The organism is Sorangium sp. So ce185, assembly GCF_051526825.1.
GTDB classification, from domain to species: domain Bacteria; phylum Myxococcota_A; class Polyangia; order Polyangiales; family Polyangiaceae; genus Sorangium; species Sorangium cellulosum_D.
In genome coordinates, this window is sequence record NZ_CP150316.1 from 4999740 (window position 1) to 5015827 (window position 16088).

11 protein-coding genes are annotated in these 16088 nt (G+C 70.8%); 8 read left to right on the forward strand and 3 right to left on the reverse strand.

Annotation, left to right across the window (positions count from 1 at the left end; genetic code table 11):
* Positions 1 to 245: 245 nt before the first annotated feature.
* Positions 246 to 851: a polysaccharide biosynthesis/export family protein gene (locus tag WMF26_RS18390; RefSeq protein WP_438001373.1), complete on the reverse strand. Its 606-nt coding sequence runs from the start codon at positions 849 to 851 to the stop codon at positions 246 to 248.
* 247 nt (positions 852 to 1098) lie between these two features.
* Between WMF26_RS18390 and WMF26_RS18395 the strand changes: the two genes are divergently transcribed.
* The 8 genes from WMF26_RS18395 (at position 1099) to rpsD (ending at position 10403) form a co-directional block, all read left to right on the forward strand.
* Complete coding sequence (locus WMF26_RS18395) at positions 1099 to 2592, forward strand: O-antigen ligase family protein (RefSeq protein WP_438001374.1); 1494 nt, start codon at positions 1099 to 1101, stop codon at positions 2590 to 2592.
* Positions 2593 to 2621: 29 nt separating this feature from the next.
* The gene (locus tag WMF26_RS18400) at positions 2622 to 3551 is read left to right on the forward strand and encodes a Uma2 family endonuclease (protein WP_437947440.1); all 930 of its coding nucleotides are present in this window, start codon (positions 2622 to 2624) and stop codon (positions 3549 to 3551) included.
* A 342-nt stretch (positions 3552 to 3893) separates the two neighbouring features.
* Complete coding sequence (locus WMF26_RS18405) at positions 3894 to 4541, forward strand: glutathione S-transferase family protein (protein WP_437338310.1); 648 nt, start codon at positions 3894 to 3896, stop codon at positions 4539 to 4541.
* Between the two features lie 263 nt (positions 4542 to 4804).
* On the forward strand, positions 4805 to 5938 hold the full coding sequence (locus WMF26_RS18410) for a UTP--glucose-1-phosphate uridylyltransferase (protein WP_438001375.1): 1134 nt from the start codon (positions 4805 to 4807) through the stop codon (positions 5936 to 5938).
* A 238-nt stretch (positions 5939 to 6176) separates the two neighbouring features.
* On the forward strand, positions 6177 to 7310 hold the full coding sequence (locus tag WMF26_RS18415) for a ferritin-like domain-containing protein (RefSeq protein WP_438001376.1): 1134 nt from the start codon (positions 6177 to 6179) through the stop codon (positions 7308 to 7310).
* 724 nt (positions 7311 to 8034) lie between these two features.
* Positions 8035 to 8718 carry a hypothetical protein gene (locus WMF26_RS18420; RefSeq protein ID WP_438001377.1) on the forward strand — a complete coding sequence of 228 codons (684 nt, stop codon included), beginning with the start codon at positions 8035 to 8037 and terminating at the stop codon, positions 8716 to 8718.
* Positions 8719 to 8877: 159 nt separating this feature from the next.
* Positions 8878 to 9660, forward strand: a complete 783-nt coding sequence (locus WMF26_RS18425) for a class I SAM-dependent methyltransferase (RefSeq protein WP_438001378.1) — start codon at positions 8878 to 8880, stop codon at positions 9658 to 9660.
* A 131-nt stretch (positions 9661 to 9791) separates the two neighbouring features.
* A complete protein-coding gene (gene rpsD / locus WMF26_RS18430) occupies positions 9792 to 10403 on the forward strand; it encodes a 30S ribosomal protein S4 (protein ID WP_437338314.1) in 612 nt (203 codons plus the stop codon).
* A 65-nt stretch (positions 10404 to 10468) separates the two neighbouring features.
* Here rpsD and WMF26_RS18435 read toward each other — a convergent pair whose 3' ends face one another.
* Both WMF26_RS18435 and WMF26_RS18440 read right to left on the reverse strand, forming a co-directional pair.
* Positions 10469 to 13867: an alpha/beta fold hydrolase gene (locus WMF26_RS18435; protein WP_438001379.1), complete on the reverse strand. Its 3399-nt coding sequence runs from the start codon at positions 13865 to 13867 to the stop codon at positions 10469 to 10471.
* Between the two features lie 99 nt (positions 13868 to 13966).
* Complete coding sequence (locus WMF26_RS18440; protein ID WP_438002420.1) at positions 13967 to 16033, reverse strand: alkaline phosphatase family protein; 2067 nt, start codon at positions 16031 to 16033, stop codon at positions 13967 to 13969.
* Positions 16034 to 16088 lie beyond the last annotated feature (55 nt).

Sequence of the window (16088 nt, forward strand, 5' to 3'; positions counted from 1 at the left end):
TGCCTCCTCACCCGCGCTGCGCGGGCAGGGCGCCACCCGATCCGCACCCCCGAAGAGCTCGCCCGGCGGGAGCCGGATGCCAGGGCTGGAGGGCGCACACGCGGCGGCGAGCGCCGGGAGCGAGAGGAGCAACGCGGCGAGGAGCTGCAGCGCGGCGTCGGGGCGCATCCTGCACAGGATGCCAAAATGCGCCGCGCCGATCACCAGCCGGACGTGGCGGCCCGCAGTCGCCGCGCACCGACGCCCTACGGCACCACCACCGTATCGTTCGTCTGCAGCGGCAGATCCCCGCGGAGATCGCCTTTTTCGACGACCTCATCGAACACGAACGGAATCCTGCGCTCGCCGAGCGCGTCGCGCCGGACGATCACCACCTCGTCGGGATCGGCGAAGCGCGTGAAGCCGCCGGCGAGGGCGAGCGCCTGGAGCACGGTGATCTGCGCCCTCGGCGTGAACTCGCCCGGACGCGACACCTCGCCCATCACGTAGACGCGGTAGCTGTGGAGCTCCGCCACCTCCACGCTGACGACCGGCTTCTCGTGGTAGAACTTGGACGCCTGCGTCGCGATCTCCTCGGCGATGCCCATGACGGTGCGCCCCGACGCCAGGATATCGCCGACGAGCGGGACCGTGATGAACCCGTCTGGCCGCACCGTGACGCGGTGGCTCAGCGCCTCGTTCTTCCAGGCGCGCACCTCCAGCACGTCGCCGGGGCCGACCGCATAGGCGCTCGTCGCGCGGCGCTCGGCCTCGAAATCGACCCGCGGGGCGCTCGCGCCGCAACCCGAGGACGCCACGAGGGCCATCAGCGCGGAGCAGAGCAGGGCAATCCGGACACAGCGGGAGCACATGCGGTTATCACCCTCCATGATGGAATCGCGCACCAGCAAGCGCCGATCCCGCGGCCGCGCCCCGCGCCTGCTCCTCGCCCGCGCACCGGCGCTTCCCGCGTGCCGGTCGAGCCCACGGTGCTAGATCCGTCGCGCGGAAGGGGGGAATGCGCGCCGCGCCTCATCGCGCTTGCGCAGGGCGCCTCACCGCGGCCGTCGTGAGCTCGCGGCGCGGGCGGCCTGCGCGGCGCTCGCGGCGCGCCACACCATGGCAGCGTGGGTCGTGTGCGCGCTGTGCGCGCTCGTCATCCTCAAGCCGCAGGAGTTCATCCCCGCGCTCGAGGGGATTCCGCTCGTTCACGCGGCGTTCGGGCTCACCCTGCTCTGCGTCGCCCTCGACGTCGTATGGCGGCGGCTCAAGCCGACGCTCGCGCCTCAGGTCGTCTATGCGCTCGCGTTCCTCGCCTGGGCGGCCCTCACGACCGCGCTCAAGCGCCCGGCCGCCCTCGAGGAGCGCGGCCTGCAGCTCGCGACCGTCGCGGGCGTCTTCCTCGCCGTCGCCTTCGCCGCCGCTTCGCCGCGCGGGGTGCGCGCGCTCGCGATCACGCTCGTCGGCTGCGCCGTCGTCACCACCGCGGTCGCGATCGTGCAGGCGTTTCAGCCCTACGGCTGCATGCTCGCCGCGCCCGACGACTGGGAAGGCAAGGGCGAGCTCGAGCCGGATGGACGCCCCTGCGAGACCAACCTCGATTGCCGCAAGGATCCGCCCGTCCCCGACGGCAACTACCGGTGCGAGCGCCCCGGGCCGCTCGGCACGTCGACGATCGACGGGCGCGTCCGCTACCGCGGCTCGCTCGCCGATCCGAACGAGCTCTCCCTGATGGCCGGCATGTCGATCCCGCTCGCGATCGCGCTCGCCGAGCGGCGCGGCCGCCGGCGCGCGCCCGCGGCTCCGGGCGGGGCCGTCCCGCGCGCGCCCGCGGCTCCCGGCGGGGCGCGCCTTCGGCCTGCGCTGCCGCACCTGCTCACCGATCGGCTGCTCTCGCGCGCGGCCGCGGCGCTGCGCGCGCTCCCCGTGGTGGCCGTCATCGCGGCGATCGGCGCGATGGTCGTCCTGTCGCGCTCGCGCTCGGGGGTGATCGTGTACCTGGCGGTCCTCGGCCTCACGTTCATCCGGTGGAGCGGGACCCTCGGCGCCGTCGCCGCCTGCTTCATCGGCCCGCCCATGCTCCTGCTCGGCGGCCGCAGCGGCGACGAGGCGAGCGAGAGCTCGGAGGAGCGCGTCGAGCTGCTCCGGGAGGCGTTCGAGATGATCCGGCGCACCCGGGGCATCGGCGTCGGCGCAGGGCAGTTCGGCGACGAGTCGTCGCTCGGCCTGACCGCCCACAACTCCTACCTGCTCGCCGCGTCCGAGACGGGCCTGCTCGGGATGTGCCTGTTCGCGCTCGTCCTGTATGCGTCGATCAAAGTACCGCTGTCGATCTGGCTGGGCGACGCCGAGGTCGGCCCTGCGGCGAGGCGGTTCGCGCCGGCGATCTTCGTGAGCCTGTGCGGCGCGCTGCTCGGGATCTTCTTCCTGTCGTGGGCTTACAAGGACGTCCTTTACATGACGCTCGGCGCTTCCGCTGCGCTGTATGGAGCGGCGCGGGCCGAGGACGCCCGCATCTCGGTGCGCGTGTCCCTGAGGGAGGTCGCGCTCGTGTGCGGCGGGATGTTCGCCGTGCTCGTGCTGCTCAACGTCCTGCTCCGGTTCCTCGGGTGAGCGCGCCCCGGGGTGGTATGCTGGTCGGCATGTCTGCCCCCATCCGCAAGCCGGGCGACCCCACCGCCGCGCCGATCCCGGCCGAGGCCCCCCGGGCTCCCACCGAGGCTCAGTGGGCGGCGATGTCGCCCGCGCAGCGAGAGCAGGCCGTTCGAGCGCTCCTCGCCTCGGAGTCGCAGGAAGAGCTCGACGAGCGCGAGGCCATGGCCGAAGGGGACCCGCACCTCGACGCCAAGATGGAGGCGCGCGACACGCTCCGCGCGTGGTTCGGTCGGCGCGGGCGGCGCATCTACGTCGGCGCCGAGATCAAGGTCTACTACCCGGGCGAGAAGGGCTTCACGCCCGACGTGATCGCGGTGACCGACGTCGATCCCGGCCCACGCCTCTGCTGGATGGTCAGCGCCGAAGGCAAGGGCATCGATCTGGCGATCGAGGTGCACTACGCCGGCGACTGGCGCAAGGATTTCGTCGACAACGTCGTGAGATATGCGGCTCTCGGGGTCCGCGAGTACTTCGTTTACGACATCCCGCGCGGGCACATCCGAGGCTACAGGTTGCCGTCCACAGGCGGACGCCGCTACGAGAGCATCCCCTCGCGCATCGGGCGGTACCGATCGGAGGTCCTCGAGCTGGATCTCACGGTGGAGTCAGGTCGGCTACGATTCTATGCGGACACGGCCGAGCTGGTCACCGCCGGCGAGCTGGTGGGCAAGCTGGAGAGGATGATCGAAGCCGCCGAGGCCCGGATCGAGCGAGAGCAGGCGCGGGCAGAGCAGGCCTTGGAGCGGCTGTCGGCGGCGATCCTGATGATCCTCGGCGCGCGCGGCATCCCCGCGAGCGAGGAGGCGAAAGGCCGGATCCTGAGCGAGACGGACCTGAGCGTGCTGGAGCGATGGCTCCAGCGGGCGGCGACCGCGACGGCGGTGGAAGAGCTGTTCCTGGAGTCGGCGGGCCGCTGACCGCGAGAGGCGAGCACGGCGATCCATCGTGACTCACGTCCGCGACGAGCCGCGCCGTGAGGTTCCATGGAACCCGCCTCGCGGGCGGGCCTTGCGCTGCCGGGCGCCTCGGGCCGGAGGAGACATGGGGCGCGGCGCCGCGCGCAGACGGCGGCGGATCGAGGGGTGGACGGGCGCGACCGGGCGCTGGTAGCCTCGCCGGCGCTCGGATCGGACCGCTCGGCCAGAGCCGGTTCGGCTGGAGCAGCCGAGATGACCTCGCGCGGATCGGTCCCCATCCCTTGGCCTCGAATCGGCGGATCGGCAGCTCACCGGTCAGCCCCCTGAGAGAAGAGAAGCGAGATGCCCAAGATCACGGTATGTGCATTTGGCTGGGTTCCACCCTTTGCCCGGGGGCTGGTGCGCGATCTCCGCGTGCGCTGGGCGCTGGCCGAGGCGGGCCTCACCTACGAGGAGCGGCTGATCGGGAACGAGGAGCAGGCGTCCGCGGACTACCGCCGCATTCAGCCGTTCGGGCAGGTGCCCGCCTACGAGGAGGACGGGCTCGTGATGTTCGAGTCCGGCGCCATCGTGCTGCACATCGCCGAACGCTCCGAGGCGTTGATGCCGTCCGATCCCGTCGGTCGCGCGCGCGCGAAGTCGTGGATGTTCGCGGCGCTGAACTCGGTCGAGCCGCATGTCCAGAACCTCGCCGAGATCGACCTGTTCCATCCGAAGGAGGAATGGGCGCAGCTGCGCCGGCCGTCGGCGGTCGAGGCCGTCAAGGCGCGGCTGACGAAGCTGTCCGACTGGCTGGGCGAGCGGGACTACCTCGAGGATCGCTTCACCGCGGGGGACCTGCTCATGACCACCGTGCTGCGCATCCTGCGCCATACGGCGCTCGTCGCGGAGATCCCGGCCCTCGAGGCGTACCGCCTGCGGTGTGAGGCGCGGCCGGCCTTCCAGAAGGCGCTCGCCGAGCACATGGCGCCCTTCGCGAAGCACGCGTAGCAGCGCGCGCCAGCGGCCGAGCGCGGACGCGGCTGACGGGCCTTCGTATTCCCCGGGGGGCGCTCGCGCGTCGTCGGCGAGCGCGAAATCGGCGTCTCCGGACGCCCATCAGGGAACAACGTACGATGCATTCAGCGCGGCCCGGAGCCCGGCAGCGCACGCCGGGAGCGGCGCCGCCGGGAGACTCGCTCGGCGCTCGCTGGCGCGCGAACCGCTGCACTCTGCCGTTGCCTCGCGCGGCGCATCGTGCTTTTGAAGATCGCGTGTCTTCGCTCGCCCAGCAGATCGCCGCGCTCCCCGCCCCGCTGCTCGCCCGCCTCCGGGCCCGAGGGTTCGACCCCGACCGTGTCTCCCGGTGGGCCGCGTCCATCGGCAAGGACCGGGACGCCCGCAATCGGCTCCCTGGCACGGTCGAGCCGCCCGCGCCCGGCGACGTCATGGAGCTGCCGGCCGAGGGCACGCCCGAGCACGCCCGCTGCCGCGAGGCGGGCCTGGCCGCGCTCCGGCGCGGCGAGGTCGCGCTCTGCGTCCTCGCGGGCGGGATGGCCACCCGGATGGGCGGCGTGGTCAAGGCGCTCGTGGAGGTGCTGCCCGGTCGGACCTTCCTCGATCTGCGCCTCGCCGAGAGCGATCACCTCCGGCGCGCGACGGGCGTCCCGGTGCCGCTGTGGCTGATGACCAGCGAGGCGACGAACGGCCCGATCCGCGAGGCGCTCGGCGCGCGCCTCGACGAGCAGGGCGATCTCTGCACCACGTTCGAGCAGCACGTCTCCCTGCGCCTCACCCCGGAAGGGGATCTGTTCCTCGACGAGGACGGCGAGCCGAGCGTCTATGCGACCGGTCACGGCGACCTGCCGGACGCGCTCCGGGAGAGCGGCGTCCTCGGCCGCTTCCTCGCGCGCGGCGGAAAGACCGTCTGGATCGCGAACCTCGACAACCTCGGCGCGACGGTGGATCCGGTCATCCTCGGCTGGCATCTCGGCCACGGCGGGCCCCTCACGGTCGAGGTGGTCGACAAGGGCGGCGACAAGGGGGGCGGCCCGTTGCGCTGGAACGGCCGCCCGGTGATCGCGGAGGATTTCCGGCTGCCGGTCGGCTTCGATCCGAAGGTGGTGCCGGTCTTCAACACCAACACCTTCCTTGCCAGCGCCGAGGCGCTCAGCGCGCTCGCGATGGACTGGGTCTACGTGGAGGTCGAGAAGAAGGTGGGAGATCGCAAGGCGATCCAGTTCGAGCGCATCTTGAACGAGATCACCTTCGGTCTCCCGGCCAGGTTCCTGCGTGTGCCTCGAGACGGGCTCGCGGCCCGGTTCCTTCCCGTCAAGGATACCGACGAGCTGGAGCGGCGTCGGCCGGCGATCGAGGCGATCGCGCGAGCGCGGGGGTTTCTGGTCTGAGTCGAGGGGTACCTGTGCCGGCGTGATGTGCCACGCTGTGCCGTGCGCGCCGGCGGAGGAGCCCTGAATTCGGCGAATCTTGCTGGTATGCAGGATGCTTCTCGATGGTCCAATGACCATCAAGCCCCCTGCACCCGCTCATTTTCGAAGCGTGTTCGCGCGCCGTCTGACCCGCGCAATCCTCGCCACCGCGACGCTCGGTCTGGCGGTTGAAAGCGTCGCCTGCGCCAACGTGGTCATGGACGACCCCGCGCCGGGCGATGGCGGCGGCGGCGCGAGCGAGGATGGCGCGGGGGCGCGTGGTGGGATGGGCGGGGAGGGCGGTGGGGGCGCCGATGGCGTCACGACGGTGCAGGTCGGCGGCGTCTCGTGGGACGAGGAAGGAACGGTGTGCGTGGACCCCGGGGCCCAGGGCGGCGCCGGGGGGCAGGGGGGCGAGGGGGGCTCCGGCGGCGTGTTTGCGGGCGCCTGCGAGCCGCTCGATCCCGTCGGCGCGAACGTCCCTCTCCCGCCGCCTGGGTGCTGGTACAGCAGCATCGGTGACGGTGTCTTTCGAAATGGCGAGTGCTGCTACGAGTTCACCGCGAGCTGCGGCGGCTCGGGCCGGCCTTTTCTCGTGGGCGAGCGCGCCCGCACCGCGCGGGAGCAGCGGAGAGATGCGGGCGGGTGGGGCGGCGCGCCGCGCCCGGACCTCGCGGGGCTCGGGGAGGAGGCCCGCGCCGCGCTGGCCGAGGCGTGGCTTCGCGACGCCTTGCTCGAGCACGCATCGGTCGCCTCGTTCTCGCGGTTCGCGCTGGAGATGATGGCGGTCGGCGCCCCCGCCGAGATGCTCGCGGCCGCGCACGAGGCTGCGCGCGACGAGGTGCGCCACGCGGCGCTCTGCTTCGGGCTGGCGAGCGCGTACGCCGGCGCGGCGCTCGAGCCGGCGCCGTTCGCGTTCGGCGGCGTCGTCGAGGTCACGTCGGACCTGGCGGAGCTCGCGGCGCGCGCCGTGCGTGAAGGCTGCATCGGCGAGACGCTGGCGGCGGTGCAGGCCAGCGAGCAGCTCGCGCACGCGACCGACGCCGCGGTCCGGAGCGTCCTCGCGGCGATCGCGGACGACGAGGCGCGGCACGCCGAGCTCGCGTGGCGCTTCGTGGCCTGGGCGCTCCAGACGGGCGGGGAGGCGGTGCGCCGCGCGGTCGCGGCGGCCTTCGAGGCGGGTCTTGCCGCGCCATCGCCGTCCGTCGCGGCGACGGACGCCTCCGCCGACGCGCTCGCTGCGCACGGTCGCTCCGGCGACGCCGTGGTGGCCGCCTCGTGGAGGCGCGCGATCGCGGAGGTCGTGACGCCTGCGATGCGCGCGCTGCTGTCGGCGCAGGCGGCGGGTTGAGCCGACCGGGGTTGAGCCGACCGGGGTTGAGCCGACCCGGGTTGAGCCGACCGGGGTTGAGCCGACCCGGGTTGAGCCGACCCGGGTTGAGCTGATCCAACCAGAGTGCAATCGGCCGACCAACCGGCCGACCCGGGTTGAGCTAGTTGACCCGACCCACGTTGGCCGGACCCAGGTTCAACCGGCCCGACCCGGGTTGAGCGACCGACCCGACCCGGGTTGAACGACCGACCCGGGTTGGCCCGCCATCGATCCCAACCCGGGTCCGTTCTGGTCGCGTCAGTTGCCCCCGGTTGCCTCAACCCGGGTCAGGTCGACCCGAACCAGGTTGCGGCGCAGCAGCGCCGCAGCAGCGCAGCGATCCGACCCGGGTTGGGTCACGCCCCAACCCGGGTTGGGTCTGGGTTGCCTCGGGTCGGGCCAACCCGGGTCAGGTCGGGTCACCTCAACCTGGGTCAGGTCGGGTCGCCTCAACCTGGGTCGGGTCGCCTCAACCTGGGTCAGGTCGGGTGGGTCGGATCGGATCGAGTCGCCGCCCCGCGGAATTTCTTGACCCGCTCACCCGCTTCGGCCTATGTTTATTGAAAATGAAGATCATTATCAATCCAAAGCGCGCTCTAGCGGGGTTTGAAGACGGCCTGGTTGCCTTCTGGCGGCACTTCTCGCTTCGCGACGCTGGGTGCCGCGCGTTTCGCGGCGTGGCGGGCGGCGGGGGGAGGCGCTCGTGAAGGGCGGTCCGGCAGCGCCGTCGCCGATGGTCGGCGAGCGCGCAGCGGCTCTTCGGGGGTGGGGGAGCGACGCCCCGCCGCTCGACGCAGCGCTCGTGCGCTCGCTCGTCCCCGCGAGGGCCCCGCTCGGGCTCGCCGGTTCGCGCCCGTGGCATTGCTCGCCGCGCGTCCTCCGGCTGATCGTGGCGCTCGCGCTCTCGTGCGAGGCGATCGGCACTCTGGTGAGCGCCGCGATGGGAAGAGAGGACGGCGCCGTCGCAGAGGAGCCGTCCGGCGAGGCGCTGCGCGTCCTCATCGACCGCGCGCTGACGAACGCCCGCTCGGCGCGCCGGCTCGCGAGCGCGCTCGACGCCGTGCTCGCCGGCGAGGTGCGCGCCTACCGTGGGCTCTGCGTCGCCGCGCTCGCGGCCCGCTGGGCGACCGCGCGCGCCGCTGCGCCCGCGAGGGAGGCGGCGGCGCTCCTCTGGGCGAGCGCGCGAACGCCAGGCTCGCCGATGCGCTTCCTCGAAGAGCGCATCGCCGACGACATCGAGCTCCGCGCGCTCCGCGCCATGGCGACGTCGATGAAGGCGGCCAGCGCGCGACGCTGGGCCAGCCCGACGCGCCTGACGCGCCGCTCGGAGGAGCGACCGGCCGAACGAGGCCTCCGAGCGGTCGCCCTTGCCGGACGAGGGCGTTAGCAGCCTCACCGCGGTGGCGTCGTCGGCTAGGTGCTGGGCACGCCGCTGGTCAACCTGGTTGAGGCCGCAGGTGAGGCAGCAGGTCGAACCTGGTTGAGGTCGCAGAGCGCCGAGTCGCCAACTTGACAAGCAACCCACAGATCTGTCATGAAAATGAAAATGACTTTCAATGTCGACCAGGCCCCTTCGTTTGCTCGACGCGAGCTCGCGGGCGTCGCCGCGTGCGCCTATGCCTCCGACGCGTTCCCGGACCTCGGGTTCCACGACGAGGAGGCCCGCCATCTCGCGCGCTTGCTCGAGGTCGAGCGCGCCGGCTTCACCGAGCAGGAGCTCCGCCCGCTCGCGGCCCGCGCCCTGCTCGTGGACGACGTCGTGCACGACTTCTTCCGCCGTCAGCCGGACGGCCTGGCCATCGGGCTCTTCACCGGCCCGTGCACGCGATTCTCACGCATCGACAACGGCCTGCTCCACTGGATCGATATCGACGTCCCCCGCGTGGTCGCCTGGAAGCGCCCGCGCGCCCCTCGCACGCCGCGGTACGCGCTGGCCGCCGCGTCCCCTGGCTGCGATCACTGGATCGATCAGCTCTCCGAGGCGCGCGGCTGGCCCACGTTGATCCTCGGCCTCGGCCTCTTCTCCCAGCTCGGCCCCGAGCGGATCTCCGCCTTCTTGACCCAGGCCTCCCTGCGCCTCGAGCGAGATGTGGAGCTCCTGCTCGACGCGACCCCCTGCCTCCGCCTTCGCCCCGCCGCCGCGAGGGGCGCGCGCCACGTGGAGCTCCACCGCGATGACGGGAGCGTCGAGACGTTCCCGTGGTTGCGGGTCCTCCACGACGACGACTACCCCGAGCCGCTCGGCGCCCGCGTTCGCGCCACGAACGGGCTCGCGCGCTTCCTCCGCAAATCACGCTTCCCGATCCTCCGCCACCTCCGGCGCGTGTGAGCCCTCAAGAACAGACCAGGAAACAAGACAAGGATCCCGATGAACCTTCAGGAACACGTTGACGCACCTGCGCCCGACGGCGCCGCGCTCCCCCCGCGCGACGCGCGCGCCCTCTCGCGGAGGGCCTGGCCATGAGCCGCTACACCGGACCTCGCGTCAAGGTCATGCGCGCGCTCGGGGTCGAGCTCCCCGGGCTCTCGGCGAAGAAGACCGAGCGCCGGCCCTACCCCCCCGGGCAGCACGGCCAGGCCCGCAAGAAGCTCAGCGAGTATGCGCTGCGGCTGCGCGAGAAGCAGAAGGTCCGCCTCAACTATGGTCTGACCGACACGCAGCTCCGGACGCTCATGCTCGAGGCGCGCAGGAGCAAGCTGGCCGCCGGGACCAAGCTCATCGAGCTCCTGGAGCGGCGGCTCGACAACGTCGTCTTCCGCGCCGGCTTCGCCCGCACCATCCCGGCCGCGCGACAGCTGGTGACCCACGGGCACGTGCTCATCGACGGGAGGCGCGTCGACATCCCCTCCTACCGCGTCAGCTCCGGAGAGACGGTGAGCGTGCGCGAGCGGCGCCGCGATCACCAGACCGTCGTGGAGGCGCTCGCGAGAGCGGACCTCCTGGCCCCCTCGTGGCTCTCGGTCGACAAGGACGCCCGGCAGGCGCGCGTGACCAGCCTGCCGGACGAGACGAGCATCCCGTTCCCCATCCAGGTCCAGCTCATCATCGAGTACTACTCACAGCGGCTGTGACGCAGCAGCACGCCTCGCCGCGCCGGCGCGCGGCGAGGCCGCTGCCCCGGCCCGCAACGCGGGCCTCAGGTGCGGTCGAGGTGCTCGACCATGAACGGGTACACGTCGGTCGACGCGCTCTTCCCGAAGATGCAGTCGATGTGGCCGTACCCGGGGATGACGTTGCGCGAATAGAGGCCCGCGCCGTTCCTCGCCGACAGCACCTCGACGGTCTTCTCGGTGCTCGCCGGCAGGAAGCACTGGTTCTCCGCGCCGTGGATGAAGCGGATCGGGATCGCCATCCGATCGAGGTGCGGCAGATACACGTCCTTCCCCTCGGCGTCGACAACATGACCCTTGCGGGTCATCAGCGCGAGGCCCTCGAAGGCGCGCATCGTCGCCTCTCCGAAGAGCTCGTAGAGCCGATCGTGCGTGGCGTAATTGAGCTGCGCGTGCTCGTAGAGCAGCGAGTACATGAACGAGATCCGATGACACACCGCGCTGTTGCAGTGCTCGCCGTCCCCGACGGGATACAGCGCGAGCGCGCGATCGTAGAGGCGCGAGAAGAACCCCTCGTGCGACGAGGCGTTCGTCGTGAGCGACCCGACGCCGAGCGCGTCGAGCACGCTGGGCGCGTGCAGCCCCGCCTTCAGGTGCACCATGGCGGGCGTGACCACGTGCGTGGAGATCTGCGAGATCACCGCCGAGCGGACGCCCTTCAGCCCGGCGAGCATCGCCATCGTGAACGTCGTCGCGCCGTAGCAGTGGGCGACGACCTGCACGCCCGCCGCGCCCGTCGCCTCACGCACCTTCGCCACCGCGGCGGGGTAGTCGTACAGCGCGATCTGATCGGCCGTGTACTGCGTCTTCGACGCGGGGAGCAGCACGCTCGACCGGAAGTCGAGGAGCCAGACGTCGTAGCCGTGCGCCACGAGGTGCTCGAGCAGGTTCGTCTCGATGGTGTCGGTCGAGAAGATGCGGCTCGAGACGCCGAGCCCGTGCGCGAGCATCACCGGGCCCTTCGAGCCGCCCTGGTACCGCGTCAGGAGGAGGTCGACTCCATCGCCGCTCTTGAACGGGTAGAAGCGCGGGCCGGGCACCCGCAGCGGCCTGCGCTTCTCGGGCGGGGGGTTCGAGTCGGCGAACTCCAGGGGCGCCGCCACGCCGCCGTAATAGTCGTAGACCACGCCCGCGAAGTAGCGCCCGAACTTCACCGTCGTCGCGAGGCGCTCCTCGGCGTTCTTCGCGTTCGTGACGTCGAGCGTCCCGAGCTGGCGGATGAAATCCTCGGGCTCGATCACCAGGATGCCCTTGCCGATCGCCGGGCCCGTCTCGTCCTCGCCCTCGTGGATGGTGATGTAGAGCGTGGTGGTGTCGTGCCACGCGTCCCAGAACGGGCGGTCTTTGATCACCTTGAACCCGTAGAAATAGAACGAGCGCCCCTCCTCCGACCGCATCCGCATCTTGTATTTCATGAGCCGCGTGTCGGCGGCGTCCGGATCTTGCACGAAGAGGTTGAACGTCCCGTGCGTCACCGTGAGCGGCCGCCCCGAGAGCGCGGGCGCGTCCACCGTGCCGAGCGTGCGCGCCTCGTGCTCGGGGCTCGCGAGCATGGCGTCGACGTCCTCCGACACGATCGTGAGGATGAACTTGAAGCTCGAATCCTCTTGCTTTCCCAGGTCGGCCGCCGTTTGAAAATCGCTGTCGACCGCCTTCGAGAAGTAGCCCTTCATCGTCTCGGTGAAGCGGATCCCCGGCTTGCGCGTCTGGGGCTCGGGCGGGATCGGACCCTTGTCCGAGTAATCGATGTGGAGCCCGCGGTCGCGGGCGAGGTGGATGGCGCAGCGCTCCGCCAGCGCCGAGATCGTGAGCAGCGGGTTGACGCCGAGCGAGACGGGGACGATCGACCCGTCGCACACGTAGAGCCCCTCGTGGACCGCGGCGCCCGCGCTCGAGGCGAAGACCGTGCCCTTGTGGTTCACGACGCCCGCCTCGGCCGAGTCGGCCATCATGCAGCCGCCGAGCGGGTGCACGGTGATCAGCTTGTCGCCGACCTTCGGGGACCAGATCGGGTCCTTGACCAAGACGCCCTCGAGCGGCGCCGTCGTCTCGAAGAGGCGCGCGTTCATCTTCTCGAAGATCGGCTCGGTGCCCACCTGCGGCCAGTCGATCCGTAGCTGATCGCTCTCCAGCTTCATCGTGCCGCAGTTCGCCTCGTGCCCCATCACGAGGTAGGTCTGCGTGTGCATCGTGGCGCCGTGATACGCGCCGAGGAGGAGCGACTCGGCCTCGCGCACCCCCTGGGCGAACGCGTTTTGCGGCGCCGTGTTCGAGCCGCCGGTGCAGGAGGCCACCTTGAACATGAGCGGCAAGAGCGGCGCCAGCGCGCCGGGGATCGCGCCCTCCTCGATGATGATGTCGTCCTTGATGTCGGCCTGGTTGCGCATGTCGATCACGCCCGTGATGCACGGCCCGACCGGCGACGTCGCGGAGACCGCCCGGTGCCCGAAGCCGAGACCGTCGAGCTGAGGCGTGCAGTTGTAGCCGAACCCGAGCATGTCCCCGTTGCCGCTGAACCCCTGGCCGAGCTGGTCGGACAAGGGTAATCCGAGCTCCTTCGAGCGGAGCAGGATCTCGGTCGAGCCCAGCGTCCCGGCGGAGAGGACGACGATCTTGGCGGTGACCACCAAGGTCGGCGCGTCGAACGCCTCGCGGCCGGTGTCGAGCACCTGGTAGTGAACGTTCCATTTCCCGTCGTTCCGCCGCTCGACATGGCGCACGCTCACCTCGACGAAGATGTGGGCGCCGTGGCGCTTGGCGTCGGGGAGGTAGTTCATCAATACGGTGTTCTTCGAGCCGTAATTGCAGCCGGAACAGCAGTCGCCGCAGTTGTTGCAGGCCTTCTGCGCGACGCCGGCGGCGTTGATGCCGTCCTTGAAGGTCACGTTGATGTTGGTGCGCCGGAACGGCTGCCCCATCGCCTGCGCCGAGCGCTGCAGCGCCGTCAGCTTGGGCAGCGGCGGGTAGCTCTCGGGGTACGGGTTCGGCGAGAGCATCCGCTCGGCGAGCATGTATCCGGTGTTGAGGTGCTCCATCTTCTCGCTCCGGAGCTCGGCCGGCCAGCGCGGGTCGTCGAAGACGCGCGGCTCGGCGCGGATCGAGACGTTCGCGTTGATGAGGGAGGTGCCGCCGAGGCCGCAGCCGACGAGAACGCCGATGTCCTTGTTGACGTGCAGATCGAACAGCCCCGTGCGCGAGCCCTCGTGACCCACCTCCGGCAGGTTCATCTGCATCTCGGCGACGGCCTCGAGCGCGGTGTTCGGGTACTCGCCCGGCGTCCGCTCCCGCCCGCGCTCGAGCACGCAGACCTTCATGCCGGCGCGCGCCAGCCGCGACGCCATGATCGCGCCGCCGTAGCCCGAACCCACGACGACGACGTCGTATTCACCGTCGATCTCTTCAATGTCGGACGAAAGACGATTCATGCTCTGCTCCATGGATGTTTCGGCTTCCTTGACGATTCGCGGCCGCGCTGCCGCGCTGGGCGTCGATCCGCGTCCATCACCGGCGCGGCTCGCCGGTCGTCACCGGCCTGGCGTCGCGGGCGGGGAGGTGATCGGCTCGATGGTCCAATGATAAGCGCTCCTCTGGGTCTTCACGCCGTTCCCGTCCGGGGCCAGGTACGCCCCGGATCGCTTGTTCCTGAAGGCCACCGCGTCCCCGAACCGGACGGGTCGGCCCTTCTCCGCGGCCTCGAGGACCCAGGTCTGCTTCTCGTACCTGTCCTCGTCCACGGCCGGATCGTAATCGTTGAAGTAGTAACAGTCCCCGGTGAGGCTCCACGCCCCCAGCGTGTTGTAGGCGCCGATCTCCAGCTCGGTCGAGACGAGGGCGACCTCGTCGCCGTCGCGCACCTTGCCCGAGCTGGCCTCCCTCGCGCTCTTCTCCAGGAAGAGCTGGACGGCCTCGCCGCCGAGGGTCGGAAAGTACTCCGCGACCTTCGGGTCCGAGAGCGAGAGCAAGCCCAGGATCGTCGATTTCCGGGAGGCGGTCGAGATGCGCTCGCCGGCGTGACCCCGCAGGGTGAACCGATCCAGGTACTTGAACGGCTGCCCCGGCTCGCGCTTCACCTGGAGGAACCGGACGTCGCGCTCGTCGCGGCGGGGCTCCTCGAGCGTGAGGACCTCCTCGAACGTGGGCGCGCCCATCGCGCGCTCCTGGAACGCGGACAAGCGCCGCTCTTCCCCATACCACTTGAGGATCGTGGCGATGAGCGAGGTGTGATCGTAGGGCTGCTCGCTGGTCGAGCGGAACACGGTGCCTCGCCGGATGCGCGGCGACACCAGGATCGCGGGCACCCGGACGCCGTAACGATCGAAGTTGAAGCCGTGCTGGGTAGTGGGCGCGGAGCCGCCGCTCCCCCAGGGGGGCACCGCGGCGGGCGGCGGCACGTGGTCGAAGGTGCCCACGCCCTCGTCGAACGTCACGATGAGCAGCGTCTTCTCCCAGGCCGCCCTGTTCGCGATGAGGCTCATGTAGACGCTCTGCAGGAACGTCTCCCCCGCGCTCAGGTTCCCGGGCGGGTGGTAGTCGTTCCCCATCGCGGTGGCGAGGCTCTGCTCCCACGAGAGATCCGTGGACTCCTGCGAGACGGTCCAGAACGGCTCGACCAGGCTGAAGCGCGGGAGCGTCCCGGCGCGCGCCTGCTCGTGGAACCGCTCGATGCGCGCGAAGCGGCGCTCCACGCCCGGGATCGTGCGCAGGCCGGGGAACAGCCGGTACGTGTAGCAGGACGGGAGCTCGCCGGACGAGAGCTCGATCAGGTACTTCTGGTGATCGGCGTCGAGGTCCTCCGCGAACTGGACGATGTGCTCGATGATGGGCTGGAGGCGGCTCTTCCCGCCGGTGAGGGCGATCGAGATCTTCTCGGGGAGCGTGCTCGTCTGCCAGAAGATCGACCAGTCGTCGTGGCCGGCCTCATGGAGGGCGTTCCAGAGGGTGGTCGTCTCGAACTGGTCGTCGCCGAGGCGATACCCGACCTTCTCCTCGACCAGCTTGGCCCTCGGGTCCTTCTCGAGCCAGCCGTTGTCCGTCAGCCCGAGGGACGTACCGCAGAAGGCGAAGGCCCGGTTGGGGTTCGTCTGAGACGGCACCGACGAGAACCACATATCGCAGACGGCGTAGTGCTCTGCGAGCCCGTTGATCACCGGGAGCTGGTCGGGGGTGTAGCTCTCCATGACCTCTCCGGCGAGGTCCCGGAGCGCGTCCGGATCGCCGCCGGCGACGCCCGATTTCTTGAGGGCTGTCATGTAATCCTTGACGAATCCCTTCATGGTGGGGGCGTCGCCGGGCCGGATGTCGTCGTTTCCGAAGAGCTGGACGTTCACGCTCGCGAACTCCTCATTCGGCGCGACGCAGGGCACGTTCATGGCCGAGGCGCCCTTCACGGGCGCGCAGCTGAGCCCCTCCGCGACATTGGTGAACGCCGCCAGGTCGAGGCCCGCGAGGCCCTCGAACCGGCGCTCTCCCGGCGCGGGCTCCGGGATGTTCAGCGCCGGGCCCGCGCTCGGGTCTGCGTACAGCCAGCCGAGGACGCTGTCGAAGGAGCGATTTTCGAGGATGACGAGCACGACGTGCTCGATGGACTTCATGCTCACGTTCCGCCTCCGCACGATGCTCGCGCTGGATCCGCCGCATCGATGGAAC

Excerpts from the sequence above, each read along its gene's own strand:
- WMF26_RS18390 (WP_438001373.1), bottom strand. The coding sequence starts at position 851 with ATGTGCTCCCGCTGTGTCCGGATTGCCCTGCTCTGCTCCGCGCTGATG.
- WMF26_RS18395 (WP_438001374.1), top strand. The coding sequence starts at position 1,099 with ATGGCAGCGTGGGTCGTGTGCGCGCTGTGCGCGCTCGTCATCCTCAAG.
- WMF26_RS18400 (WP_437947440.1), top strand. The coding sequence starts at position 2,622 with ATGTCTGCCCCCATCCGCAAGCCGGGCGACCCCACCGCCGCGCCGATC.
- WMF26_RS18405 (WP_437338310.1), top strand. The coding sequence starts at position 3,894 with ATGCCCAAGATCACGGTATGTGCATTTGGCTGGGTTCCACCCTTTGCC.
- WMF26_RS18415 (WP_438001376.1), top strand. The coding sequence starts at position 6,177 with ATGGACGACCCCGCGCCGGGCGATGGCGGCGGCGGCGCGAGCGAGGAT.
- WMF26_RS18425 (WP_438001378.1), top strand. The coding sequence starts at position 8,878 with ATGACTTTCAATGTCGACCAGGCCCCTTCGTTTGCTCGACGCGAGCTC.
- rpsD (WP_437338314.1), top strand. The coding sequence starts at position 9,792 with ATGAGCCGCTACACCGGACCTCGCGTCAAGGTCATGCGCGCGCTCGGG.
- WMF26_RS18435 (WP_438001379.1), bottom strand. The coding sequence starts at position 13,867 with ATGAATCGTCTTTCGTCCGACATTGAAGAGATCGACGGTGAATACGAC.
- WMF26_RS18440 (WP_438002420.1), bottom strand. The coding sequence starts at position 16,033 with ATGAAGTCCATCGAGCACGTCGTGCTCGTCATCCTCGAAAATCGCTCC.